Here is a 25,505-nt window from a genome sequence, read left to right on the forward strand (position 1 = left end):
CGTAGCAAACGTTTGGAACCGAACGACAACACTTACCCACCGTCCTCGCACAGACTCGAGCATGGCAACGAGCGACTGGGGAGACTGGCTCCCGAACGCGATCGAATCGGCCGACCCCGACGGGGTCGCGCTCTGGTACCTGGGCTGTAACGGCTTCGTCCTGAAAGGACGCGCGGGGACGACCATCTACGTCGACCCCTACGTCGGACTGGGCGACCCGCCGCGGACGGTACGGATGGTTCCCGTGCCCTTCGACCCCGAGGACGTCGACCACGCCGACGCCGTCCTGGTCACTCACGAGCACACCGACCACGTCCACGGCCCGAGTCAGGCACCGATTCTGGCGAACTCGAGCGCCACGCTGTACGGCCCCGACGACAGCCTCTCGGTCGCGCGCGAAGACGAAACGTGGACCGACAACTGGGACGTAACGGACGAGCAGTTCGCGGAAGTGACGGAGGGAGACACCGTCGAAATCGGGGAGTTCACGGTCCACGTCGAGCCGGCCAACGACCCCGACGCGACCCACCCCGTGAGCTACGTGATCGAACACGACGCCGGGACCGTGTTCCACGGCGGCGACACCAAACCCCCCGAGGACGATTCGTTCGAGCGCATCGGCGAGACGTACGATCTCGACCTCGGCATCCTCGCGTTCGGCACGGTCGGCACCATCCCCGACAAGGAGACGGGCGAACCCGAGCGCACGCGGTGGTACAACGACGAGAATCAGATTATCGAGTGTGCCGAGGCACTCCAGCTCGAGACCCTGCTCCCCAGTCACTGGGACATGTGGAAGGGGCTGACCGCCGATCCGAAAGTGCTCCACCACCACGCCCGGAGTTTCGATCACCCCGAGCGACTCGAGGTCGTCGAGATCGGCGATCGGGTCGATCTCACCTGAGAGAGAACCCGTTCGATCACCCGAACGAACGCCCGTTCGTTTTAAGGTAATGCTGAATTAACGTTGCTCGCATGAGCGAAACCGCGGATGGTGAGAAGGTGGTCGAGGTGACCGACAGTGGGATAACGGTGCGAAAGTCGTTCACCGCAGACGAGTTCCCCGTGCCGGCCGTCCGGTTCGAATTCGAATCGACGCGAGACGAATCGGCGACGGTCCGACTCTCCGAGGACATTCCCGAATCGTTCCCGATGGACAGCGTCGGCTTCCACCCGGAGTACCACAGCGAGAACTGGACGGCGTTCCAGGACAACCACGTTGAGTTCTCCGGAGTCGTCTCGCCCGACGACCCACTGGTCACGGTTTACGGAGTCCGCCTCGACGAGGAGACAGACCAGACCGACTTCCTGACTGAACCGACGATCGAGAGCGTGTCCACGGACGGGGACGAGGATGAAGACGGGGATGGGAACCTGAAGGAGGAAGTTAAGGCGGACGAGGAGGCCGCCGGCCACCTCGACGAGACGATGATCGACGACATCATCGCCGACGACAGCAACCAGGTGGTCAAGGACATGCTGTCGGGGGAAGCCGACAGCGTGCCAGGCCTCGAGGACGATGAGGGTGGTGTGGACGATGGAGACGATGAGGAGTCGAGCGAAGCGGAGGACGAATCCGCGGAGGCGACTACAGAAGCCGCGAACGAGGACGAAACCGCAGAAGCCGAAGACGAGGGCGAGCCCACAGAAGCTGAAAACGAGGACGAGTCGATCGACCTCGACTTCGACGAATCGGAAAGCGAGGATACGGCTTCCGACGACGCTGGCGACGCTGGCAACGAAGACACCGACGGCTTCCTCGACGAGAACGAGGGACTCGAACTCGATCTGGGCGACGTCGACACCGACCCGACCCCCGTCGACGAGGACGAAGGAGGCGACGAGGACGAGAACGCCCCCGACATCGACCTCGGGTTCGACGGCGAGGAACTGCCGGATCCCGCAGACGAGGCTGAAGCGGAAGACGACGACGCGCCGACGATCGAACTCGACCTCGAGGCGGCGGCCGCGGAGGCAGACGACGCAGACGACGCGGTAGACGATACCGAAGATACCGACATCGAAGACGCCGACGCCCAAGATGCCGAGGCAGAGGAACTGGACCTCGAGGATCCCACCGACGGCGATACGGACGAAGACGATGACGCGGACGCGGACGAAACCGACGTGACCGACGAGCAGCGCCCAGATGCGGCGGCCGACGCTCACCCACTCCCGACCGACGCCACATCCATCGGCGCGGCCCTCGCCGAGGAACTCCGCTCCGATGAACTCGACGAGGCCGACCACGAGGCGATCCGGTCGGCCCTGGATGTCGACGTCGACTCCGAACCACCGACGGCCACCCTCTCGGGAAGCGACGCCGCGAAGATCGAGCACCTCCAGTCCCGGGTCGAAGAACTCGCCGCCTACACCGGCGCGCTCGAGAAGTTCCTCGACGAGAACGGGACCGGCGAACAGCTCATCACCGAGTTCACGGAGCTGGTCGACTCGTTCGAGGCCGACCTCGAGGCGGTCAGCGAGACGGTCGAAACCGTCGACGAACGTACTGAGAACCTCGAGGCCGAACTCGCTGATACCGATTCGGCAGTCGACGACCTCGAGGACGACCTGAAGGGCGTCGAAGGCGACCTCGAGGAAGTCGAAACCGATCTGCAGGAAAGTATCGACGATGTCGAATCGTCGGTCGAGGACGTCCAGTCCGACGTCGAAACCCTCGAGGACGACCTCGAGGAGGTTCGAGACGAGGTCACGGACATCACGGAGTGGCGCGACCAGCTGGGTTCGATGTTCTCGGAGTAGCTGTTCCGTTCTGCCGGCCGTTCTGTACTGCCGGCCGTTCTGTTCTGGCGACCGTTCTGTGCTCTCGTTTCGATCGAATATCTGGCTGGCTCACGGACACTACCGCAGCCACGACCGCCCTGGGTACCATGTCACGGCTGTCACGCCACTGTGGACACCAGGGTGGCCAGCCGCCACGGTCGCCACAGCCGCCACGACCACCGCGACACCACCGTTATCACACCGCCACGGACACCACAGTCAACGACAATCTGACCTGAAACGCAACCGGTTTAGCCGCCCGTCTCACAGCTACGCTAATGGGCGAGCGCATTCCACTCGCGATTCCGCGAAAGGGCCGGCCGCTCGAGTCGGTCCTCGACCTGCTGGCGCGTCGACTCGACGTACCGGAGCTCGCGGACGACGTCATCACGACGCTTCGACACGAGAAAGCCGTGACCAAGGGCTCCGTCGAGCCCGACCAGCCCGACGTCTACCATCGCCTCGCCACCTACAGCGCCGTCGACGATCCGACGGCCCCCGAGTACACCCTCCTCCGGGACGATCGAGCCGGCAAGCCACGGCGGATCGTCTTCGACAGCGTCACGATCCCGCTCGAGGGCGTCGACGGCGTCTCCGAGGGGACTGAACTCGTCCTCGTCGGCCGCGAGGAGCCGTTTCGCGCCCTCCGAACCCACGAGTTCGCGCTCGGGTTCGACAGCGCCGACCTCGTCCTCGAGGAGGTCGTCGACTTGCGCGCCGAACCGCTCGAGCGTATCGCGGACGTCAACGCCCGGATCGATCCCGCAAACACCGACGTCCAGGTCGTTTCGGGTCTCGGTGACACCGTCTACCACACACTGATGGCGACGCCCGAGGAGGCCCCCACGAACGAGCCGATCGACCGGGACTTCCTGCGAGACTACGCAGGGCCGCTGTGTATCACGCCGCGGTACGAACGACTGGTTCGGGCCGTCCTCGGGACCGACAGCCTCGAGAACGTTCGGTTCCGGTACCCCGACGAGGGCGTCGAGGAGGAGCGGGCGATCGCCGAGACAGGCGCCGGCGTCTACCTCACCGTCACCGGTTCGACCGCCAGGGACCACGGATTGGTGCTGGGCGAGCAACTGTTCCCCAGCGAGACGGTGCTGATGGAGAACGCAGCCGAAATCTCGTCTGAGGTCGCCGCCGTGCGGTCGCTCCTCGAGGGTGACGAAACGGAGACGGAACTCGAGGTCGCACTCTCGTAGTCGTAACACCTCACCGAGCCTCCGGGTACGCCACGCACCCCTCAAACGCCGAGTCCGTCCAGATACGAATCGACGTGCGCACGCTGTTTCGTCGCGATTTCGGCGACGATGTCGGCCATCTGTCTGGGAGATTTTCCCCACAGCCCCGGGTGAACCAGCAGTTGCATCCGCTCCGGTCGTCCCTCCGGGAACGGCGGTTCGGAGCGCCACTTCTGGCTCGAGTCCGACCGGTAAGTTACCTCCGAGAAGTACGCCGGCTGGTAGGCGTTCTCGAAGCCGTCGAAGTCGACATCGAGTACCCACTCCGGAGGGCGGTGAAACGAGACGACGTCGACGTGGCGGTTGAGGATCGTCCCCAGCACGTCACACTCGGCGCGCACCTGCGTCCGGAGTTCGTCGTTGCTCGGCCGGTCGTCCCAGTAGTGGTGGGTGTCGAAGTGGACCGCCACGTCGTGGCCCAGCGCCTGGATCTCGGCCAGGGCTTTCGACTGGTCGACCTCGAGCAGATTGTAAATCGGCGTCGTCACCAGCACGCAGTACGTCGACGAAATGTCGAGTGCGGCCTCGAGTCGTGCCATCTCGAGAGCCAGTTCCGGCGAGAGGTCGACGTCGTGGCGCAGGATCACCTCGTCGCGACCGAGAGGTCGGCCGAAGTCCACGAAGGAGACGCCATCTTCGAGCAACGTGCGAAGGAGGTGTTCGTACTCCTCGAGCGTGTACTCGAGTCGCTCGAGGGTCGAGAGCTCAGGCATTCCGATCACCCTGATCTGAATCTGAATCCGAACCTGAGTCCGAACCCGAACTCGAGAGATTTTCGTGGTGCTCAGGCCGGTCCACGCGATTCGGTTCGCCGCGGGACTCGAACCGATCGCCGACGGCGGGTTCCCAGTCCGAGTCCGAGATCGAGTCCACTTCCCACTCACGGACGAGCAAGGTTCCGTCACCGGTCGCGACGACAAACTCGTCGGTCCAGAAGACCTCGACGATCGTTCCGGGCGGCGCCGTCTTCGCGAGGTCCGTCGAGAAGGGGATGGCTTCCCAGATCATGACCCGACTGCTGTCGTCACTGGCGTCGGTACCGGAACCGTCACTGGTACCGCCATCAGCATCGACACCGATATCGGCACTCGCCCGCCTCGAGGCCGTCTCGACGTAGGTGAACGCACCCGGGTAGGGATCGGCTACCGCCCGAACGAGATTGTACAGTTCTCGAGTACCGTTCGCCCAGTGCACCTCGCCGTCTTCGGGATTGCGCTTCGGATAGTACGTCGGCTCTCCGGTCTGGGGTTCGAAGGGTCGCTCGCCCTCGAGAATCGGCTCGACGACCTCGAGGAGCATGGCCTCCAGGCACATCGATACCTTGTAGTACAGCGTCTCGATGGTGTCGAACTCGGTAACGTCGAACTTCCGGGTCGTCACCACATCCCCTGAGTCGGCGCCGGGGTCCAGTCGAATCACCGAGAGGAGAAATCGGTCGCGGTCCTCGATGAGTGACCAGTTGAGCGGCGAGCGGCCGCGACCCTTCGGCAGGCCGAACGCGCTGCCGTGATTTCCGAGCGCGCCGTGGGTCGCCGTCTCGAGGATCGCCTCCGGGATCAGTCGCTGCCAGCCGTTGACGATCAGGAGGTCGGGATCGATCGTCCGGAAGTGATCCAGGTCGGCCGCGTCGGTCATCGAGTACGTTCGCGGGTGGTACACCTCGAGGTCGTGGGCCTCAGCGGTCGGTCGGAGGGAGGCGTAGCCGGAGACGTCGTTCGCCGCGGCCATCTCGGGGTCGATCGTCACGACCGAGTCGATGGGCAGGTCGTGCTCGAGGAGGGATTCGAGCACCTGGTTCCCGGGCGCGGTACACCCGACGTAGACGATCGAGTGCTCGCTGTCGGCGGTCATGTCCGCAGTGAAGACAGACGGTCACATTGTTAGATGCCGCTTTCCACCACGTGGGCAACGCCTGCTCGATCACGTCGACGGCCCGTCGGTCAATAATTCGAGTTCGATCGCCTTCGCGGTGCTCACGACGAGACCCGTGACGTCCTCCTCGAGCCGTTTGCCGCGCATGCGTTCGATCGGGCCGGAAACGCTGATGGCGGCGACGGAGTCGCCTTCGACGACGATAGCGCTCGCGACGCACTGCCAGTCGGGGGTCTGTTCGCCTCGGTCGAACGCTACACGGCGGTCGCGAATCGATCGAAGCTGGCTTCGGAGAGTTGCCGGATCGGTCACGGTTCGCTCGGTGAGCTGGGGAAGGCCATATCCCTCGACGAACGCGTCGACGGCTTCGTGGTCGCGGTAGGCGAGGATCGCCTTTCCGGCGGCCGAGGCGTGGAGTGCGACGCGGCCACCCTCGGGTATCGGATGCTCGCCGTCGCCGACGCGGTAGAGGTAGACTCCGTGATCGTCCTCGGGAACGACGAGATTGACGCTCTCGCCGGTCGTCTGTGCCAGCGTTCGCAGGTCCGACCGTGCGGCCCGATACACGGGGTTACGTTCACGCGTGGTCAATCCGAGACGGAGAAATCGATGCGTCAAAGAGTAGCATCCGTTCTCGCTGGCGACGTATCCGAGCGTCGAGAGTGTCGACAGGTGGTTGTGGACGGCGCTCTTCGAGAGCTCGAGTTCGGTCGCTAACTCGGTGACACCGGCCTGGTCGCGGTCCCTGAGCGCCTCCACGATCGCGAACGTGGTCGCGGTGGCCTGAACGGAGACCCCATCGTGTTCCCCCATCGTTCGTCCCTGATATACGGAACCCCTCGTACAAAACTGTTGTTCTCCATTGGTGAACAACCCGTGACAGTCGCGCCTTTATTACCGGGAAAATAACATGCGATATTCAAAAAAGAGGAAATATTTGCCGGGAATTGACCCATAGTACCCAAGAATAGTATATAAAAGAGGGGTGTTTCCTCTTCGGAAACAGCAGAAAAACGGGGCCAGTAGCGCGTTCTCTTCCACCGGTGCCAGAGGATTTAAGTAATAGCAATCGTTTTTGTGGGTATAGCCACTGGGACAATGACACGGACTAGCAATTACAGTCGACGGCGAATGCTGAAGGGAGCTGGAGCACTCGGGGCCGCAGCACTCGCAGGATGTATCGGAACCGGCGATCCCGAGGATGGGAACGGCGGCAACGGCAATGGCGGCAACGGTAACGACAGTAACGGCAACGGCGACGCGCCGATGGCCGACGAAATCCATGGCTGGGGCTGGGACGTTGCAGCTCGGTCCCTCCAGCTGACGGCCGACGAGTACAACGCCGAACACGACGCCACAGTCGAAGTCGAGGAGTTCGGTCGCGAAGCGATGAAAGACGACCTGCAGACGCGCCTCGCGAGCGGATCCGGTGCTCCAGACGTGTCGATGCTCGAGATGATCGACGGGCAGTCCTACATTGATACGGGGTCGCTCACCGACCTCTCGAGTCACATCGAGGACGCTGGCGTGCGCGAGGACTTCGTTTCGGGCGTCTGGGACGCGCTCAGCGACGACGACACGATTTACGCGCTTCCGTGGGACATCGGCCCAACCGCAGTCTTCTACCGTCGCGACGTCTACGACGAACACGGTCTGGACGTCGACGCCATCGAGACCTGGGACGACGTCCTCGCCGAGGGCGAGAAGCTTCCCGACGACGTCTACATGTTGAACCTTCCGCTGAACGACCTCGACGGCGTCTGGCGCTACCAGTTCCGTCAACTCGGCAACAACCCGTTGACCGAGGATGGCGCGGTAAACATCCACGCCGACGACTCCGTGATGATCGCTCAGACGATAAAGGACCTCTACGACGCCGGCATTGCCGCGACACTCGAGGGCTGGTCCTCGGCCTGGTTCGGCGCCTACGAGAGCGGCGAAATCGCCTCGCTGCCCTCGGCGGCGTGGATGGAGGGAACACTTCGCGACGAACTGCCGAGCACCGCCGGCGACTGGGGTGTCTACAAGATTCCGGCTCACGAGTCCGGCGGCCCGCGCGCCTCGAACTGGGGCGGGTCGAGCCTGATGATCCCCTCTCAGATCGAGGAAGCGGAGCGAAACCGGGCCTGGGATTACATCCAGTGGTCGCTCGCCACGGAGGAGATGCAGCTGCTCATGTACGACGAGTACGGCCTCTTCCCCGCGCTCGAGACCACCTACGACGACGACGTCTTCGACGAGGAACTCGACTTCTTCGGCGGTCAGGCTGCTCGGCGAGTCTTCGCCGACGTTGCCGAGGAGATCCCAGACTACCAGTTCTCCGTCGACACCCCCGAAGTGACCGACGCGATTAACACCGAGTTCGAACGGATGCTCCGCGACGACGTGGCGCCTGAAGACGCCGTGATGGCCGCCGCCGAGACCGTCTCCGAGCGAACGGGTCGCGACCTCGCCTGATCACGATACACCCGCTTTCATGTCAACGAAACACACGGACGACGAGCACGCCGTCTCGAGCGGCGGCTCCGATCCGATCCACCTGCGTGCCTGGGACCGCTTCCGGTTTTTCAGGCAGGCTTACACGGCTGGGATGCCCCGCATTGGGCCGGTCGCGTACCTGTTCATCGCACCGTTTTTCATCCTGTTCGGGCTGTTCCTGGCGTTCCCGATCGTCTACACCGTCTACCTATCGTTCTTCGAATACCAGAGCGTCAGTAGCGATCGGTTGTTCTGGATCGACGTCGGACCGCTCTACCTCGAGGTGCCTCGCATAGCCGAACTCCAATTCGTGGGCCTCGGGAATTACGCCAGGATCCTCGGTGACGGGCTGTTCTGGCAGTCGATGTTCAACACGACGTACATCCTGGCGATCCAGGTGCCGATCATGATCGGACTGGCGCTGGCCCTCGCGCTCGCGCTCGACGCGTCGTTCGTTCGGTTCAAGGGCGTCTTTCGAACAGCCATCGCGATCCCGGTCTCGGCGAACATCGTCGCCTACTCGACGGTATTTCTCCTCCTGTTCAACGAACAGTTCGGACTGATCAACTACGCCCTGACGACGGTCGGCGTCGAACCGATCGCCTGGCTCAGAAGCGAGTTCTGGGCCCGGAAGACGATAATCGCCGCCGTTACCTGGCGGTGGACCGGCTACAACATGATTATTCTACTGGCAGGCTTGCAAAATATTCCTCAGCAACTGTACGAAGCCGCTGAGATCGACGGTGCTAAGCGCTGGGAAAAGTTCCGCTACGTCACGCTCCCCCAGCTCAAACCCGTCCTCCTGTTCGTCGTCGTCCTCTCGACCATCGGGACGTTCAAGCTGTTCGCCGAGCCGTACGTGATCACCGGCGGCGGACCAACCAACGCCACGATCACTATCGTCCAGTACATATACGAGGAGGCGTTCCAGAACTGGAACCTCGGGTACGCCAGCGCGCTCACGGTCATCTTCGTCTCGATCGTCAGCGCCATCTCGATCGTCCAGATCAAGATCGGAGGTGAAGATTGATGCGCGAACAGCGCCGCAAGGACGCCGTCTGGATGTTCCTGACCTACGCGTTCATCCTCGTGATGGCGGTCGTCATGCTCGTCCCCCTCTACTGGATGATCGTCTCGGCGACGCTCCCTCAGGAGCAGTTTATTCAGTTCCCGCCGCGGCTCTACCCGGGTACGGCCTTCTTCGAGAACTTCGAGGCACTGCAAGAACGCACCGACTTCGTACGGTCGATCTGGAACAGCGTCTTCATCGCCGTCGTCTACACCGTGCTGTCGGTACTCCTGTGCTCGATGGCTGGATTCGCCTTCGCGAAGTACGAATTCCGGTTCAAAGAGCCGATCTTTTACCTGATCCTGGCGACGCTCGTCCTCCCGATCCAGCTGCTAGTGATCCCACTGTTCCTGATGATGTCACAGGTTGGCTGGACGGACACGTTCCGGGCGATCATCCTGCCGTGGCTCGCCAACCCGATCGGGATCTTCCTCATGCGCCAGAACATGAAGTCGATTCCCGACGCGCTGCTCGAGTCGGCGCGGATGGACGGCGCCACGGAGTTCCAGCTGTTCTACCGAATCGCGCTGCCGGCGATGCGATCCTCGCTGGCCGCGCTCGCGATTATCCTCTTCCTGTTCCAGTGGGACCTGTTCCTCTACCCGCTGGTCATCCTGGAGGATTCGGCGAACTACACGATCCCCGTTGCCCTCTCCGGGCTCGAGGGAACCCAGCGGGTGTACTACGATCAGATCATGGTCGCGACCAGTCTCGCGATCGTCCCGCTGGCGGTGCTGTTTCTGGTCCTCCAGAAGCAGTTCGTCAGCGGCATCCTGGCAGGATCGCTCAAGGAGTAATCATGCACGTATACAACGCTACCAACACACACGACCCATGGCAGGCATAACACTCACAAACCTTACCAAGGTGTACGATCCCAGCGGCGAAGCGGTCGTCGCCGTCGACGACCTCGACCTCGAGGTCCGGGACGGCGAGTTCCTCGTCCTCGTCGGCCCCTCAGGCTGTGGAAAGTCCACGACGCTTCGCTGTGTGGCGGGTCTCGAGGACGTCACCGAGGGGTCGGTCCACTTCGGCGACGAAGACGTCACCGACTACCGGGGAAGCGAACGGGACGTCGCGATGGTGTTCCAGAACTACGCACTGTACCCGCACATGACCGTCCGCCAGAACATCGGCTTCGGCCTCAAGCTCTCGACGAGCCTGTCTTCGACGGAGATCGCCGAGCGCGTCGAGGGGGTCGCCGAGATGCTCGGCATCACCGAGTTGCTTGACGACAAGCCGAAGGCGCTTTCCGGTGGCCAACAACAGCGGGTCGCGCTGGGGCGGGCGATCGTCCGCGAACCCGCGGTGTTTCTGATGGACGAACCCCTCTCGAACCTCGACGCCAAGCTTCGCTCGGAGATGCGAACCGAGCTTCAGGAACTCCAGCAGAACCTCGACGTGACGACCGTCTACGTCACCCACGACCAGACGGAGGCGATGGCGATGGGCGACCGAATCGCCGTGATGAACGGCGGCGTCCTCCAGCAGGTGGGGCCGCCCGAGACGGTCTATCGCCACCCCGAAAACGAGTTCGTCGCGAACTTCATCGGCTCGCCGAGCATCAACCTGTTCACTGCCGAGGTAACGGGGTCGACGCTCTCGGGCCCCGGCGAATTCTCCTACGAACTCGCGGATCCCTCACCGCTCGAGGGTCACGACCGCGTGCGCGTCGGCGTCCGACCCGAGGACATCACGCTCGTCGAGAGCGGTCCGAACCGGGCCGAGGTGACCGTCGTGGAACCGATGGGGAACGAGAACTTCTGTTACATGGATCTCGGCGACGTCGAGATGACTGCTCGGATCGACCCGACCCTGCGCCCCATCGCAGGCGAGGAGGTCGTCTTCACGTTCGACGAGCGGGCGCTTTACCTGTTCGGCCTCGAGAGCGGCGACGCCCTGAAGACCAGAACCGACGAGACGACACCCGATTTACACACGGAGGCATCTAACTAAATGCGAATTACTGACTACGAACTGTTCGAGGTACCGCCGCGCTGGCTCTTCCTGAAGCTGACGACCAGCGACGGCACAGTCGGCTGGGGTGAACCGGTCGTCGAGGGCCGCGCGAAGACCGTCCGGACGGCTGTCGAAGAGCTGCTGGACAACTACTTACTCGGCGAGGATCCGAGTCGAATCGAGGACCACTGGCAGGCCATGTACCGCGGCGGGTTCTACCGCGGCGGCCCCATCCTGATGTCGGCAATCGCCGGTGTCGATCAGGCGCTGTGGGACATCAAGGGCAAGACCTACGACGCGCCGGTCTACGAGCTACTCGGCGGCCCGGCGAGGAATCGAGTTCGGGTCTACCAGTGGATCGGTGGCGACCGGCCCCGCGACGTAGGCGACGCCGCGAAGGAGAAGGTCGACGAAGGGTTCACCGCCCTGAAGATGAACGCGACGCCGGAGTTACGGACCGTCGACAACCCACGGGCCGTCGCCGACGCCGTCGACCGAATTGCGGCCGTTCGCGAGGCCGTCGGCGACGAGGTCGACATCGGCGTCGACTTCCACGGCCGGGTCGCGAAACCCATGGCTCGACGGCTGGCCAGCGCGCTCGATCCCTACGACCCGATGTTCATTGAAGAACCCGTGCTTCCCGAACACAACGACGCGCTCGCGGACGTTCGGGCGGCGACGACGACGCCCATCGCCACCGGCGAGCGAATGTACTCGCGGTGGGACTTCAAGGAGGTCTTCGAGTCTAACGCGGTCGATGTGATTCAGCCCGACCTCTCCCACGCAGGCGGCATCACCGAGGTCAAGAAGATCGCCGCGATGGCCGAGGCCTACGACGTATCGGTAGCTCCGCACTGCCCGCTCGGGCCGATCGCGCTGGCCTCGTGCATCCAGGTCGACGCCTGCTCCCCCAACACCCTGATCCAGGAGCAGAGCCTCGACATCCACTACAACGAGACCAGCGACGTGCTCGACTACCTGGCCGATCCGTCGGTGTTCGAGTACCGGGACGGCTACGTCGACCTCCCCGACGGACCGGGACTGGGAATCGAAATCGACGAGGACCACGTGCGGGAACGGGCCGGCGGCGTCGACTGGCATAACCCCATCTGGCGTCACGACGACGGCAGCGTCGCGGAGTGGTGAGATGACGAAGCGATCGAGATCACCGACCGCGAACGCCGTCCCCGGCCGCTTCGAAGAGCAGACCGCTATCGTCACCGGTTCGACTCGAGGTATCGGAGCCGGTGTCGCCAGACGACTCGCTGCCGAAGGAGCGAACGTGGTCGTCTCCGGGCGTACCGCCGGAGCGGGCGACCGCGTGGTCGAGGAAATTCGAGACGAGGGGGGTGAGGCCGTCTTCGTTCGCGCGGACGTGCGCGACCCGGACGACGTCGCGGCGCTCGCGGAGGCGGCCGCCGAGACGTACGGAAGCATCGACGTGCTCGTGAACAACGCCGGCGTCCAGACCGAAACCGACGTCGCCGAGGCGTCGATGGACGACTGGGACTTCGTTCTCGAGACCGACTTCCGCGCCTACTGGCTCGCGGCAAAGGCGGCCGTCGAGCACATGGACCGCGGGTCCATCGTCAACGTCTCCTCGAACCACTCGCAACAGACGATGCCCGCCCACTTCCCGTACAACGCCGTCAAGGCGGGAATCAACGGGATGACGCGGGCGATGGCGCTCGACCTCGGCCCAAAAATTCGGACGAACACCGTCGCGCCGGGCTGGATCGAGATCGAGCGCACGCGTGAGGAACTGCCCGAGGGCCGCCTCGAGGACGTGGAGTCCATTCACCCCGTCGGCCGCATCGGCGTACCGGCGGACGTCGCGGGCGCGATTTCGTTTCTCGCGAGCGAGGACGCCGCGTTCGTCACCGGGACGACCCTGGTGGTCGACGGCGGCCGCGGTGCGGTGATGCAAGACGACGTGCTTCCCGACTACGGGGCTCGAGAGAACTGAACCCACCGGTTCCGTCTGCGAATCGCCGCTTCTCGACCCGTTCCTCTGACCGTCAGGACTCGAGCAGCACCGACAGTCCGTCGACCACGTGCCCCTCGAGGACGGCTACGTCGAACGGTCCGACTGTCGTGGAGCCGACGACGGCGGACAGGTTACCGTCCGGACTGGTCACACGCACTTCGTCGCTCGAGAAGTTCGTCACCCACGTATACCCTCCCCTGGCGGCGACGCGAACGCCCTCGGGTAGTCGCTCGCTCGTCTCGATTTCGGCCCGATCGAGGAGGGGTCCGATCACGGCGTCGGCCAGGTCGGCTTCGGGCCAGACGCCGCAGTAGACGACCGATCCCTCGCCCGCCGAGTTGCGCACGACGGCGGGACGGTCGGCTGCGACATCGTCGCCCCCGTACGCGAAGAGAGGCTCGGCCGCGTCGGCCTCGAGCCACTCGGCCCACGTTCGAAACGCGTACTCGTTCCCGTCTTCGAGCGATCGAACGCGGGTCTCGAGGTGGTCGGGGAGTGACTCGTGTTGATCGACACTCGCACCGACGAGGTCGGTGAGCGGACCCGGTTGCTGGACGGGTCGAAGCTTGTTGTACTCGTCCTTGACCCCCGTTCGCGGTCCGAATAGGAGTTCGCCGCCGCCCTCGACGTACGCGGTCAATCGGTCGGCCAGCTCGTCCGTGACGAGGTGCAGGGCAGGTGCGATCACGGCCTCGTAACTCGAGAGGTCCCTGGAGGGGTGGATCACGTCGACCTGGACGCCGCGGGCGCGGCAGGCGGTGTAGAACGCACCCAGGAGGTTCCAGTACTCGAAGTCAGGGGCGTGAGGCTGTTCGGAGAGGGCCCACAGGTCGTCGTAGTCGTGCAGGAGCGCGATGGGGGCGTCGACGTGGTCGAGCGCGGGGCGTCCCCCGACGTCTTCGCGTTCCGTTCCCGTCTCAGGCAGGTTCGCGAGTTCGTCGGCCACCGTCACGGCATCCTCGTACCCCCGGTCGGGCGACCCGTCCTGCTTTCGCAATCCGGCGTGGTACTGCTCCTGGCCCTCGAGACACCGTCGCCACCGGAAGTACAGGACGGCATCGGCGCCGTGGGCCGTCGCGTGGTGGGCCCAGAGTCGCATTGCGCCCTCACCCGGCTGTGGGCAGTGAGGCGGCCAGTTGACGTCGCCCGGTTGCTGTTCCATCACCCAGAACGGTCGGTCGAGCGCCCCACGGTAGAGGTCGTGGTCCATCCCGACCTGATCCGGGTCGCCGGCTCGAAGCTGGTCTGGCGTCGGATCGCCCCCCGCTTCGAGGCGATCCTGGACGAACCCCGTCGGGTAGGAGTCCCACGAGACGAGGTCGAGATCCTCGCTGACCGAGTAGGCGTCGAGGGAGTCGAACCGGCCCATGAAGTTGTGGGTCACGAACCAGTCGTCGTTTCGCTCCCGGAGCAGGGTGGCGTGGAGTCGATTGTAGTCGACGACCGACTCGTTCGCGAATCGGTAGTACTCGAGGAGCCTCGAGGGGTGGTGTTCGGCGGGGGTGTGCCGCGGTGGGTCGATCTCACCGAACGAACTGTATCGTTGGCTCCAGAACGTGTTGCCCCAGGCCTCGTTGAGCGCGTCGATCGAGTCGTACCGCTCCCGAAGCCAGTCGCGGAACGCGTTCGCACAGTCGTCGCAGTAACACCGGACGGTGTCGTGACAGCCGAACTCGTTGTCGGTTTGCCAGCCGACGACATGGGGATCGTCCGCGAAGTGATCGGCCAGTCTCCCGACGATGCGCTCGGTTTCCTCCCGGTAGACCGGTGAGTTGAAACAGTAGTGGCGTCGACTCCCGAAGTTTCGAACCGTTCCGTCGCGCTCTTCCTGGAGGATTTCGGGGTGGTCGTCGACGAGCCACTTCGGTGGCGTGGCCGTCGGCGTACAGAGGACGGCCTGCATGCCGTGTTCGCCGATCAACTCGACGGCTTCCTCGAGCCAGTCGACCTCGAACTCCCCGCGGGAAGGCTCGAGGACGGCCCAGGAGAACTCCGCCATGCGGACGTACTCGAGGCCCGCGTCGGCCATCTGTGCAACGTCGGTCTCCCAGCGTTCGCTGGGCCAGTGTTCCGGAAAGTAACAGACGCCAATCGACATAGCAAACCGTCACACGGGAGCAACCTAAACGTTCTCAAAGCGGCCGCTTTGACCACGCCGAACCAGGCGTCGAATCCGACGATTTCTGCAGCAATGGCTGGCTATTTGGACCGTCCGTTCGTCCGCTACCATATGGACGAGTGCGCCGCCGGCGAGACGACGCTTCGATACGACTTCGACGACAGAACGCTGGCAGTAGCGGACGGCGCGAGGAGACTCCTGCGCGCTGACCTCGAGGTCCTCGCCGAATCGGGCCGTGTAGTCGACCTCCCGATTCACGCCCGTCTCGAGGAACGAGCCGATGGCGTCGCCTTCTCGGTCGCGGTCGAGAACGACGGCGGTGAACCGGTCACGCTCGAGTCGGTGGTCCTCGAGTGCGAGGTGGACGGATTCGGTCCAGAAAGTCGCATCTACGAGCACGGTTACCAGTCGTGGTCCCCGACGGCGACGCTTTCCGTGGGGGAACGGTTCCCCGACGAAACGCCCGATAACGCACCGATGATGCTCGACCTCGAGGCGCCGACGGACCGCCGTACCAGCAACTACCTGACGGGGTTCGTCGCCGAAGAGAGAACGCTGACGATGGGGTACCTCGACCACGATCGCTACTGCACCCGGTTCGATATCGTCGACGACGCGGACGGGGTCCACCGGGTCCAGGCAGTGTGTCCGTTCGAAGGAAGGACGATCGAACCGGGCGAGACGCTCGACGTGCCGACGCTCTGGATCGACGCGAACCGGGACCTCGAGGACGCCCTTCCCGCACTGGCCGACCTCGTCGGAGCCGAGATGAACGCACGCGTCCCCGAACAGGTCCCGACGGGCTGGTGTTCCTGGTATCACTATTTCACAGACGTCACTGAGGACGACGTGCGTGAGAACCTCGCAGAACTCCAGGAATGGGGAATCCCGGTCGACCTCGTCCAGCTGGACGACGGCTACATGAACGCCTTCGGCGACTGGCGGACCATCGACGACGACTTTTCGGACATGAGCGCCCTCGCCGAGGACATCGACGGGGCGGGATACACGCCGGGGCTGTGGCTGGCCCCGTTCTACGCCGAGGCGGGGTCGAACCTGTTCTCGGACCATCCCGAGTGGTTCGTCACCGACCCCGACACCGGCGACCCCGTCGACGGCGGGTTCCGTGCCGGGGATCGACTCTACGGGCTCGATACGACACACCCCGAGGTCCAGTCGTGGCTCCGAGAGACGTTCGAGACGGTCGTCGACGACTGGGGCTTTCGGTACCTCAAACTCGACTTCCTCTTCGCCGCGGCTCTCCCTGGTGATCGCTACGACGACGAAGCCACCCGCTTCGAAGCCTACCGGCAAGGTCTCGAGATCATCGACGAGACGGTCGGGCGAGACGTCTTCGTTCTCGGCTGTGGTGCTCCCTTAGCCCCCAGCGTCGGACTCGTCGACGCCATGCGAATCGGTCCCGACACGGACCCGGTCTGGGAAACTGAGGGTGAGTCAGCGAGTCAACCCGCGCTCAAGAACGCCGTCAGAAATACACTCACGCGCCAGTTCCTCCACCGGCGCTGGTGGCTCAACGACCCCGACTGCCAGCTCGTCAGGGAAACCAGCGAATTGACGACCGCCGAACGCGAGGCGTTCGCCGCGCTCGTCGCGACGAGCGGAGGTGTCAACGTCTTCTCCGACCGTATCGCCGAAATCGATTCCGCAGGCAGGCGGCTACTCGAGCGATCGCTGCCACCCGCCGAGCGTGGCATCGTCGAGGGAGTCGCGGAAAACGAGTTCCCGGACCGCGTCGTCTGTGAGCGACCCGGCGACGGTGCAACCACGGTCGCGTGTTTCAACTGGGCCGACGAACCGCAGACCGTTACGTTTGACCCCCGGCGCTACGCCGACGAACCGGTCACCATCTGGGACGGTCTCGATGGCTGTGAGATCGAAGCGTCCGAGCGAATCGAACGGACGCTCCCCGCCCACGGCGTCGCCCTCTACACAGTCGTCGAATCCGATACCGAGGAAACGATCGTCGGGAGGGCGGATACGCTCACGGGCGGTCCCGTTTGAGTCGACGCTCGATAAGCCTGCATTCGAGATGGCGACAGGGGTCCGCAGTCGCTCGACGGTCACAGGAATACGAGAATGTATAGTCGAGTAATCGCTATTCGTGCTCGAATTGACTAGCCCCGGACGACGGTCAGGCGTCCCGTTCACTGCACAGCAAGACAGACCGGTTCGTGTTGAGGAACACGCCCTGGGCCACGCTGCCGAACAGCGCCTTTCCGGCCGGCGACCGTTTTCGACCGGCGATCGTAATGACGTCAGCGTTGTGTTCGTCGGCGGCGTCGAGAATTTCGTCGACGGGATCCCCACTTCGGCCTTCGACGCCGACGTCGAACCCGGCGTTCTCGAGCACCGCCTTCGCTCGACGGACGGCACCGAGCTGTGTGACGGACGCCCCTTCGGGGTTATTGGTGAAGATGTGGACGACTCTGACTCGGGTCGACGCCGACTCGAGTTCGAGTTCGACGATGGACTCTGCCTGTGCGACCGCCCTGTCTTCGTCTCGATCGACTGCCAGCAGGATCGTGGACATAGGTAGACAGTCTCGATCCGGTGACTAATAGGTACGGACGAACGAGACCAGTCCCGGAGACGAAAATTCGTGATCCGAACGAAACGCACTCGAGAGCTGACTCCGACTTCTCCGGTGGCCACGGCGTCCGGCGATATTCAGTCGATGCTCGAGTTCTCGCCAGTCTCCTCAGCGGTAGCGATTCTCTATATCATTATTTGGTTTATGTGTCGTGCGCCAGGCCTCGGCCAGACAGGATTTAGTAACAAATAATTGAGATGGTTTCGCAATTCCCACCAACTCAACCCAGTTTCGTCCAGGCAGGAGAACCCAGGGCAACCGAACGACGGTGTATTCCCAGCCCAGCACTGCGTGACTGAGACGGTAAATTTCCCGAAGGCTCAGAGCGAGCAGCGATCGGATATCAGATGCCGACGATACGGCCTCGTTTCCATCGATAGCCACGATCACCGCCCAGATGGACATCGATCACTCTCGCCACCCGCTCCGAAGCCACCTCAAGGCGACGGACGCATCGGATACGACGATATCGTCCATAGCTATCGATTCCCTGTAACGATTCATACACTAATCACCGGACGTATCGGTGATCAGGTCTGCAATGGCGTGCAGCGGCTACTGGAGACGCAATACACCTCTGGAACCAAACTGGGAAAGGGCCGTCAGCAGAGATAGAACCCCCTCACGGGCCACGTAAGCGGTTCTCTGACCCAGGAGAGACGCTCCGAGACACCGGGCAGGGAACGCCTCACTCGTGTACTGACGTCCACACGCGCTGGTCGTATCACAGTCAGATTCGCCTGGCTCGAGTCGAACTGGTCCAGTGAAAGGAATCCTTTCGGTACCCAGACTGCGTACTTCCACCAGCCAAACGACCAGTTCTGGACGCAAATGGTCACTCCTCGAGCCACTCCGTTGCAGTGGAGAGTGAGCGTGGCGGTGTACGAGTGTCGAGAAAAGAGCTGCACGACAGGCCACTATTGGCAGAGAGATGATGGGGTTTGTCGACATCACGCGGAGAATCTCCGTCTCAGAGGGCCACTTTTCTCGCCCCAGCCAAACGAGAGGTCCTCGACGTCGCTCGGACGTGGCCAGTGCTGCCTGGGTGTCGTAATCGGCTCCAGACGATGCTACCCGTAGAGCGAACGTTCCCTTCGGCCTCCGCCAACCCCGACGAACCCCCTTTCGATGGGCCTCGGCCGGGTCTTCGCCCTGCAGAATTGGCCAGTTTCGATCCGGGCCTGTCCGAAGGCAGCGTCTCAGTTGGGATACGCAATTCGAATCCGTAGTTTCCTTCTCCTCTCGACGCGTGAGTCCGCTTGGCGGATGGACATTGTCCTCACGATAGCGGATCGATATGTGTTCGGCGGCCAGTTAACGCCATAGTCTTGAGCCGTAATCGCTACTCAGGCAGCCCTCGCGCAAGCGAATCGTCCCGTTTCGGTCGTTGACACAGAGATGGACACGTCGAGACTCCATAGGAACGCGTTCATCGGCGCTTCTCAGGTCCCGTCTGAACGATTTTAGACCATCTTTCGAACACTCAGCTGGAGGGGTCTTCGCAACTGATCTCCGTCAGTTCGGTAATCGTCACACTAACTATCAGAAACCGGTGAAGTCAAGCTCCGGATGACTAGCGATTCGGGACGCAACCGACAGTGACATGAAAGAGAAGTGTCCCCAGTTCAGTTTCGGTACACGCAACACCCCAGGCCATTCCTCGAATGCAACGGCAATCAGTTAAATTCTAATCTTGATTCACATACCTATTTTTGCTAATGTCTAATCCCAACTCACAGCATACCGTATTTGCAAATATAGAATTGCATACTTATACTGGCGTATGATTCAGGTATTCTCTTTCAGATAAGGGCTCTTATCTCGAATAACAGCTAGATTGATTATCCTCGAGTACGGACGGTCGTCTATGAGTGACGATCCGGCTTCCGAGACCGTCGTCGTCAGAACCTACGTCCCCAGATACCAGAAAGAGAACTGGGCCGACCACGCCGACGAGCTCGACATGAGCCAGAGCGAGTATGTAAGATGTATGGTGCAATCCGGTCGAAAGGGGTTCGAATCGCCAACAGAGCAACCCCGTTCTCCGGACGTCACCCCTGGGGGTAGCGGCCTCGAAACACAGGTCCTCGAGTTACTTCATTCCGGGACGCATTCGTGGGAAGAATTGCTCGAGGCGGTGAGCGACGACATCGAGTCCCAGCTCGACGAAACGCTCGAGCGTCTCCAGGCGACCAACCGGGTTCGATACAGCGGTCGCCACGGCGGATACACCCTGAGCGGTGATATCGATGGCAACTGACCGAGCGAGCGAACCAGCCACGATCGAGGAACCAGTTTCTTACTTCCTCGAGGAGCAGCGCTATCACGGCAAGAGCGAGCGGACGGTCGAGGCCTACGAGCGCGTTCTCGGACAGTTCGAGGCGTTCGTCGAGGACGAGAGCGGCGTCTCGCCCGCGAACGCGACCCGCCGGGAGTGTATGGCCTGGGTGCACTCCCTGCGCGGCCGCCTCGAGCCGAGTACGATCGCCACCTACGCCTCCTACGTCCACCGGTTTTACGACTACATGACCCGCGTCGAGGCCTTCGAGGGGAATCCGATGTCGCTGGTCGTCGAGGAGATGAACGAATCGATCGACACGAACCCGACCAGACGTGAGATCTCTATCCCCGAAATGCGGTCGTTCGTCGGAGACCTCGCTCATCCCCTCGAGCGGGCCGTGATCGTCACCCTCCTCAAGACGGGAATGCGTGTCGGCGAACTCTGTAACCTGGATCTACGCGATCTCCACACCGATTTCGATGCAGTCGATCTCGAGTGGACGCTGCGAGTCCAACTCGAGGCTCGTCCCGATTCGCTGTACGTCGATGAGAAGCCGGTTCGCGGTGCGGTCGCCAACGGAGAGGAGCGGACGGCGTCGAACAAGCGCAAGCGGGGGACCGTTATCCCGGTCGATTCGGAGCTACAGGCGGTTCTCGCCGAGTGGCTAGCGATTCGACCCGACGCGCAGTCGACGGCCGAACCACTCTTCCTCGACACAGGCGATAGTTGGGGACGGCGCCTCGAGCCCTCGGACGTGCGCTATATCGTCGAGGAACGTGCTCGAGCGCGGGGCTGGTATCGAACGGGCGGCGGTGCGAGCGAGAACGTGACGCCCCACTACTTCCGGCACTTTTTCACGACCCATCTTCGTGACCGAACGGGTGATCGCGGGGTCGTCAAGTACCTGCGGGGGGACGTCGCGAGCGACGTCATCGACACGTACACCCACGACTGGGGGGATCAGGTTCGAACGGTGTACGAAGCGAACATCTACTCGCTGGGGGTCTGAACGAGCGATTTTCGGAGTTTCGAGTTATGAATCGAACCATAGCTGTTGGATTATTGTCTATACTGCCCGACCCACGACAGACAGATAAATCGTATCCTGCTATATCGAACTCGGGCCGAATTTTACCGTTCGGTGACCCCCCGTTCCACGACGAGGGCCCGAAGATCGTTGACGTTCGTTCCGGTCGCTCCCGTCCGAATCAGCGCGTTCGTCGCCTCGAGCGCCGGATAGGCGTCGTTTCGGTCGAGCGCTCGTCGCGCTTTCAGCGGATCGAGTGGTCCGTCGCGGGAGACGGTTCGCTGGTCGGCGATGGCTCCCGCCGCGTCCGTCGCACCATCGATGCCGTCGGTGTCGACGCTGGCGACGACCGCCGGGACCGCGAGTTCGAGCGCCCCACCGAGGACGAACTCCTGGTTCGGGCCGCCTCGTCCGTGGTTGTCTGCGAGCGTGACAGTGGTTTCCCCGCCCGAGAGGACGACGGCCGGTGGCTCGACCGGCGTCCCCGTGCGGGCGATTTCCTCGGCAATGGCGACCTGCGTTTTCGCGGCCTCGCGTGCTTCGCCCCGTACGGACGAGGAGAGTACGAGCGGCGCGTAGCCGCGGTCGACGGCGACCTCGCGCCCTGCCTCGAGTGCCGTGTTCGCATTGGCGACGACGTGGCAGTCGACGTCGTCGAACGCCGGATCGTCGTCGGTCGGCGTCTCTCGTTCGTTGCCGTCTGTCCCGCGTCGGAGGTGCTCGAGGATCGACTCCGGAGCGTCGATTCCGTAACGCTCGAGCCCGTCGAGTGCGTCCGCGAAGGTCGTCGAGTCGGGCGAGAGCGGCCCGCTGGCGATCACGCTCGGGTCGTCTCCGGCGACGTCGCTGACGAGCAACCCAACGACGGTCGCGGGAGCTGCGGCGCGGGCGAGGTTCCCGCCCTTGAGCCTCGAGAGGTGTTTCCGGACGGCGTTGATCTCGTCGATGGACGCACCGCTCGCGAGCAGTGCCTCGGTGGTCTTCCGGAGATCCTCGAGCGAGAGACCGTTCGCCGGGGCCGGAAGGAGAGCGCTCCCGCCACCGGTGAGACAGCCAAGGACGAGGTCGTCCGGACCGGCGTCGACGGCCCGTTCGAGGACCGCGTTCGCCCCCTCGAGACCGCGTTCGGAGGGGACGGGGTGATCGCCGGGTAGCACGCCGATCCGGTCGGTTTCGACGGGGTCGTCGGTGACCACGACGCCGCCGTCGATTCGATCCCCTAGCAAAGCCTCGAGGGCCGCGGCCACGTGTCCCGCCGCGTTTCCGCCGCCGAGAACGACGACGTCGTCGAACGCCTCGAGGTCGTAGGTCCTCGAGGGACCGGTGACAGGACTGACGGTGAGGTGCTCGTCGTCGAGTGCGAGTGCGTCGAATACGACCCGTCGCGGGTGGGCCGCGTCGATACCCGCGACCAGACAGTCCAGGGCGACCGCTCGCGGTTCGCTCGAGGCGAGCGCGTCGTAGTCCTCGATGGAAACGTGCGGGTTCATCCCGAAACCTGTCTCTCGAGTCGTTGTCGCAACGAAACCTGTCTCTCGAGTTGCCGTCGCGAATCGGTCGTCGTGTGTCCGTGCATACGGGACGTGTTCGACACACTCGCCTAAAGTGTTGAACGTCGAACCACCGTCGTACACCGTTCTACTTGCGAACGCGCGTACTCCCTCGAATTCTCCCCTGAGTTGATGCTATACTATCTATAGCTAATAGGGCTGAACTCGGCTGATCAGCGGGTCAGCGTACGTGTCGCCGTCGGAACCAGCTCATAACGCCGACCGGATCCGGTCGGTGAGCTTCTCCATCGCCTCGGCCGATCGCTCGACCTCATCGGCCAGGCTCAACGCGCCGTGGGGTAACGACGGGTAATGGTGATGAGTCGTCGCCACGCCCGCATCCTCGAGCGCCTCGGCGTAAGCGACCCCCTCGTCCCGAAGCGGGTCGTGACCGCAGGTGACGACAGTAGTGGGCGGAAGCCCATCGAATGAGGACGCCCGCAGGATCGACGCGTAGGGGTTCGCGCCGTCGACCGGGTGTTGGAGGTACTGATCCCAGAACCAGCGCATATCCGTGCGGGTGAGCAGTGGACCGTCAGCGTTCTCCGCGTACGACGGCGTGTCGAACGCGTGGTCGGTGATCGGATAGCAGAGCACCTGCTGGGCCAGCACGTCGTCTCCCCTGCGGGCGTTCCACCGGGCGACCGCGGCCGCGAGATTGGCTCCCGCGCTCGAGCCACAGACCCCGATCCGATCCGGGTCGCCGCCGACGGCCGCCGCGTGCTCGTGGACCCACTCGAGGGCGGCGATGGCGTCCTCGAGCGGGGCCGGAAACGGATGTTCGGGGGCGAGGCGGTAGTCGACCGAGACGACCAGCGACTCGGTCCCTGCGGCGAAGGACCGGCAGAGGTCGTCGGCGGAGTCGAGCGTGCCGAGCGTCCAGCCACCGCCGTGGTAGAAGAGGAGTACCGGGAGGTCGCGAGTCTCGAGCGGGTGATAGACGCGAATCGGAATCTCGCTTCCCTCGTCCGCTCCGGGAATCGCGGTGTCTGTCACCTCGGGGAGCGAAATCGTCGGCTCACCGCCGAAGACGTCGTCCTCGAGTTGCCGGGCCGCCTCGACCGAGAGGGCGTGCCACGGCGGAAGCGATTGGTAGGTCGGCTCCTCGAGCAGCGTCGCGACCTGCGGGTCGAGATCCGTCCGTCGTGTGTCCATAGCGGCCCCTTGCCGCGGCACAAAGATGAATGGGGGTGGCCGCGAAGGGGAGGACATGAGCGACCCTGAGGGCGGAGCCGGACCGGATAGCGACCGCGAGTTCGACGCCAGCGAGTCGACGGCCCGCGAACTCGACGCGAGCGATCCGCTCGCTGGCTTCCGCGACCGTTTCGACGTACCCGATACCTGCTACCTCGACGGCAACTCGCTCGGTCCAGCGAGCGACGAGGCCGTCGCCGCTCTCGAACACGTCGTCGAGGAGTGGCGTACCCTCGGAGTGCGTGGCTGGACCGAGGGCGACCCGCCGTGGTTCTGGTACGGCGAGCGCCTCGGGGAGCGACTGGCGCCGATGGTCGGCGCGACGTCCGACGAAGTCGTCGTCGGTAACTCGACGACGGTCAACATCCACACGCTGATCGGAACGTTCCTCGAGGCGGCCGACGGCGACACCGTCGTGGTCAACGAACTCGACTTTCCGACCGACCACTATGCCATCGCCTCCCAGCTTCGAGCGCGCGGGCTGGACCCCGCTGAGCACCTCGTTCGCGTTGAGAGCGAGGACGGCCGAACCATCGACGAAGGCGCGATCCGTGCGGCCGTCGACGACGAGACGGCCATCGTCTTCTTCCCCTCGGTACTCTACCGGAGCGGCCAGCTGTTCGACCTCGAGGCGCTCACCGAGGTCGCCCACGAGCACGACGCGTTCGCGGGATTCGACCTGGCCCACTCGGTCGGCGCGATGGACCACGACCTCTCGGGAATCGGCGCGGACTTCGCCGTCTGGTGTCACTACAAGTACTGCAACGCTGGCCCCGGCGCCGTCGCCGGTCTCTACGTCGCCGAGCGTCATTTCGAGAAGCGCCCCGGACTCGCCGGCTGGTGGGGTCACGAGAAGGAGACCCAGTTCGACCTGAACCTCGAGTACACGCCCGCCCGCTCGGCCGGCGCCTGGCAGATCGGCACGATTCCGATCTTCGCCGCCGCGCCGCTCGACGGCGCGCTGTCGGTCCTCGAGGAGACCGGACTCGAAGCCATCAGGCGAAAGTCGGTCGCGCTCACCGAGTACCTCATCGCGCTCACCGACGAGCGACTGGCCGAGTACGGCGTCGACGTCGGGACCCCTCGCGAGGCCGACCGCCGCGGCGGCCACGTCGCCCTCGAGCACGAGCAGGCCTACGCCCTCGGTGCAGCCCTCCGGGAGCGCGGCTACGTCGTCGACGTCCGCCCGCCGAACGTCGTCCGGGTCTGTCCCGCGCCACTGTATATGGGCTTTCACGATGTGTGGGCCTTCGTGGACGTCGTGGAGACGCTGTTCGACGAGGATTCGCTCGAGGCGGTCGACCCCGATGCCGTAACCTGAGAATCC

At 63.7% G+C, this 25,505-nt stretch carries 21 protein-coding genes; 13 read left to right on the forward strand and 8 right to left on the reverse strand.

Annotated elements, in window-relative coordinates; all coding sequences use genetic code 11:
- Window positions 1-61: 61 nt before the first annotated feature.
- The 3 genes from ACFQO4_RS12635 (at window position 62) to ACFQO4_RS12645 (ending at window position 3,992) form a co-directional block, all read left to right on the forward strand.
- Entirely contained in the window at window positions 62-904 is an 843-nt protein-coding gene (locus ACFQO4_RS12635; protein WP_500261258.1) for an MBL fold metallo-hydrolase, read from the forward strand.
- Between the two features lie 71 nt (window positions 905-975).
- On the forward strand, window positions 976-2,763 hold the full coding sequence (locus tag ACFQO4_RS12640) for an AAA family ATPase (RefSeq protein WP_500261259.1): 1,788 nt from the start codon (window positions 976-978) through the stop codon (window positions 2,761-2,763).
- Between the two features lie 299 nt (window positions 2,764-3,062).
- On the forward strand, window positions 3,063-3,992 hold the full coding sequence (locus tag ACFQO4_RS12645) for a phosphoribosyltransferase HisG-related protein (protein ID WP_500261260.1): 930 nt from the start codon (window positions 3,063-3,065) through the stop codon (window positions 3,990-3,992).
- Window positions 3,993-4,033: 41 nt separating this feature from the next.
- Here the strand turns inward: ACFQO4_RS12645 and ACFQO4_RS12650 are convergent, their stop codons facing one another.
- The 3 genes from ACFQO4_RS12650 to ACFQO4_RS12660 form a co-directional block, all read right to left on the reverse strand.
- On the reverse strand, window positions 4,034-4,744 hold the full coding sequence (locus ACFQO4_RS12650; protein ID WP_500261261.1) for a polysaccharide deacetylase family protein: 711 nt from the start codon (window positions 4,742-4,744) through the stop codon (window positions 4,034-4,036).
- On the reverse strand, window positions 4,737-5,882 hold the full coding sequence (locus ACFQO4_RS12655; RefSeq protein WP_500261262.1) for a methionyl-tRNA formyltransferase: 1,146 nt from the start codon (window positions 5,880-5,882) through the stop codon (window positions 4,737-4,739). Before ACFQO4_RS12655 ends, ACFQO4_RS12650 begins: the two co-directional genes overlap by 8 nt.
- Window positions 5,883-5,951: 69 nt before the next feature.
- Window positions 5,952-6,716 carry an IclR family transcriptional regulator gene (locus ACFQO4_RS12660; RefSeq protein WP_500261263.1) on the reverse strand — a complete coding sequence of 255 codons (765 nt, stop codon included), beginning with the start codon at window positions 6,714-6,716 and terminating at the stop codon, window positions 5,952-5,954.
- Between the two features lie 285 nt (window positions 6,717-7,001).
- Between ACFQO4_RS12660 and ACFQO4_RS12665 the strand changes: the two genes are divergently transcribed.
- The 6 genes from ACFQO4_RS12665 to ACFQO4_RS12690 all read left to right on the forward strand — a co-directional run bounded on the left by ACFQO4_RS12665 (window position 7,002) and on the right by ACFQO4_RS12690 (window position 13,375).
- Window positions 7,002-8,360: an ABC transporter substrate-binding protein gene (locus tag ACFQO4_RS12665; protein WP_500261264.1), complete on the forward strand. Its 1,359-nt coding sequence runs from the start codon at window positions 7,002-7,004 to the stop codon at window positions 8,358-8,360.
- 133 nt (window positions 8,361-8,493) lie between these two features.
- The gene (locus ACFQO4_RS12670) at window positions 8,494-9,411 is read left to right on the forward strand and encodes a carbohydrate ABC transporter permease (RefSeq protein WP_500261836.1); all 918 of its coding nucleotides are present in this window, start codon (window positions 8,494-8,496) and stop codon (window positions 9,409-9,411) included.
- On the forward strand, window positions 9,411-10,247 hold the full coding sequence (locus ACFQO4_RS12675; protein WP_500261265.1) for a carbohydrate ABC transporter permease: 837 nt from the start codon (window positions 9,411-9,413) through the stop codon (window positions 10,245-10,247). Before ACFQO4_RS12670 ends, ACFQO4_RS12675 begins: the two co-directional genes overlap by 1 nt.
- Window positions 10,248-10,284: 37 nt before the next feature.
- On the forward strand, window positions 10,285-11,406 hold the full coding sequence (locus tag ACFQO4_RS12680; protein WP_500261266.1) for an ABC transporter ATP-binding protein: 1,122 nt from the start codon (window positions 10,285-10,287) through the stop codon (window positions 11,404-11,406).
- Window positions 11,407-12,555 (forward strand): galactonate dehydratase, encoded by a 1,149-nt coding sequence (dgoD, locus tag ACFQO4_RS12685; protein WP_500196467.1) that lies wholly within the window; start codon window positions 11,407-11,409, stop codon window positions 12,553-12,555.
- A 1-nt stretch (window position 12,556) separates the two neighbouring features.
- Entirely contained in the window at window positions 12,557-13,375 is an 819-nt protein-coding gene (locus tag ACFQO4_RS12690) for an SDR family NAD(P)-dependent oxidoreductase (RefSeq protein ID WP_500261267.1), read from the forward strand.
- A 52-nt stretch (window positions 13,376-13,427) separates the two neighbouring features.
- Here ACFQO4_RS12690 and ACFQO4_RS12695 read toward each other — a convergent pair whose 3' ends face one another.
- Complete coding sequence (locus ACFQO4_RS12695) at window positions 13,428-15,494, reverse strand: beta-galactosidase (RefSeq protein ID WP_500261268.1); 2,067 nt, start codon at window positions 15,492-15,494, stop codon at window positions 13,428-13,430.
- Between the two features lie 132 nt (window positions 15,495-15,626).
- Here ACFQO4_RS12695 and ACFQO4_RS12700 point away from each other — a divergent pair, with 132 nt between their 5' ends.
- Window positions 15,627-17,537, forward strand: coding sequence for a glycoside hydrolase family 36 protein (locus ACFQO4_RS12700; protein ID WP_500261269.1), 1,911 nt, complete (start codon window positions 15,627-15,629; stop codon window positions 17,535-17,537).
- 130 nt (window positions 17,538-17,667) lie between these two features.
- Here ACFQO4_RS12700 and ACFQO4_RS12705 read toward each other — a convergent pair whose 3' ends face one another.
- Both ACFQO4_RS12705 and ACFQO4_RS12710 read right to left on the reverse strand, forming a co-directional pair.
- A complete protein-coding gene (locus ACFQO4_RS12705) occupies window positions 17,668-18,066 on the reverse strand; it encodes a universal stress protein (RefSeq protein WP_500261270.1) in 399 nt (132 codons plus the stop codon).
- A 168-nt stretch (window positions 18,067-18,234) separates the two neighbouring features.
- Window positions 18,235-18,531, reverse strand: a complete 297-nt coding sequence (locus ACFQO4_RS12710; RefSeq protein WP_500261271.1) for a hypothetical protein — start codon at window positions 18,529-18,531, stop codon at window positions 18,235-18,237.
- Window positions 18,532-19,993: 1,462 nt separating this feature from the next.
- Between ACFQO4_RS12710 and ACFQO4_RS12715 the strand changes: the two genes are divergently transcribed.
- Both ACFQO4_RS12715 and ACFQO4_RS12720 read left to right on the forward strand, forming a co-directional pair.
- Complete coding sequence (locus tag ACFQO4_RS12715; RefSeq protein WP_500261272.1) at window positions 19,994-20,386, forward strand: DUF5805 domain-containing protein; 393 nt, start codon at window positions 19,994-19,996, stop codon at window positions 20,384-20,386.
- The gene (locus tag ACFQO4_RS12720) at window positions 20,376-21,416 is read left to right on the forward strand and encodes a tyrosine-type recombinase/integrase (protein ID WP_500261273.1); all 1,041 of its coding nucleotides are present in this window, start codon (window positions 20,376-20,378) and stop codon (window positions 21,414-21,416) included. Before ACFQO4_RS12715 ends, ACFQO4_RS12720 begins: the two co-directional genes overlap by 11 nt.
- 122 nt (window positions 21,417-21,538) lie before the next feature.
- On the opposite strand, the gene ACFQO4_RS12725 is transcribed toward ACFQO4_RS12720, so the two are convergent.
- Complete coding sequence (locus ACFQO4_RS12725; protein ID WP_500261274.1) at window positions 21,539-22,924, reverse strand: glycerate kinase type-2 family protein; 1,386 nt, start codon at window positions 22,922-22,924, stop codon at window positions 21,539-21,541.
- A 270-nt stretch (window positions 22,925-23,194) separates the two neighbouring features.
- Entirely contained in the window at window positions 23,195-24,139 is a 945-nt protein-coding gene (lipP1, locus tag ACFQO4_RS12730; RefSeq protein ID WP_500261275.1) for a LipP1 family hormone-sensitive lipase, read from the reverse strand.
- A 55-nt stretch (window positions 24,140-24,194) separates the two neighbouring features.
- Between lipP1 and kynU the strand changes: the two genes are divergently transcribed.
- A complete protein-coding gene (kynU, locus tag ACFQO4_RS12735; protein ID WP_500261276.1) occupies window positions 24,195-25,499 on the forward strand; it encodes a kynureninase in 1,305 nt (434 codons plus the stop codon).
- The last annotated feature ends 6 nt before the right edge of the window (window positions 25,500-25,505 follow it).

It is taken from the genome of Saliphagus sp. GCM10025334, assembly GCF_042663485.1.
Taxonomy (GTDB): Archaea; Halobacteriota; Halobacteria; order Halobacteriales; family Natrialbaceae; genus Natronosalvus.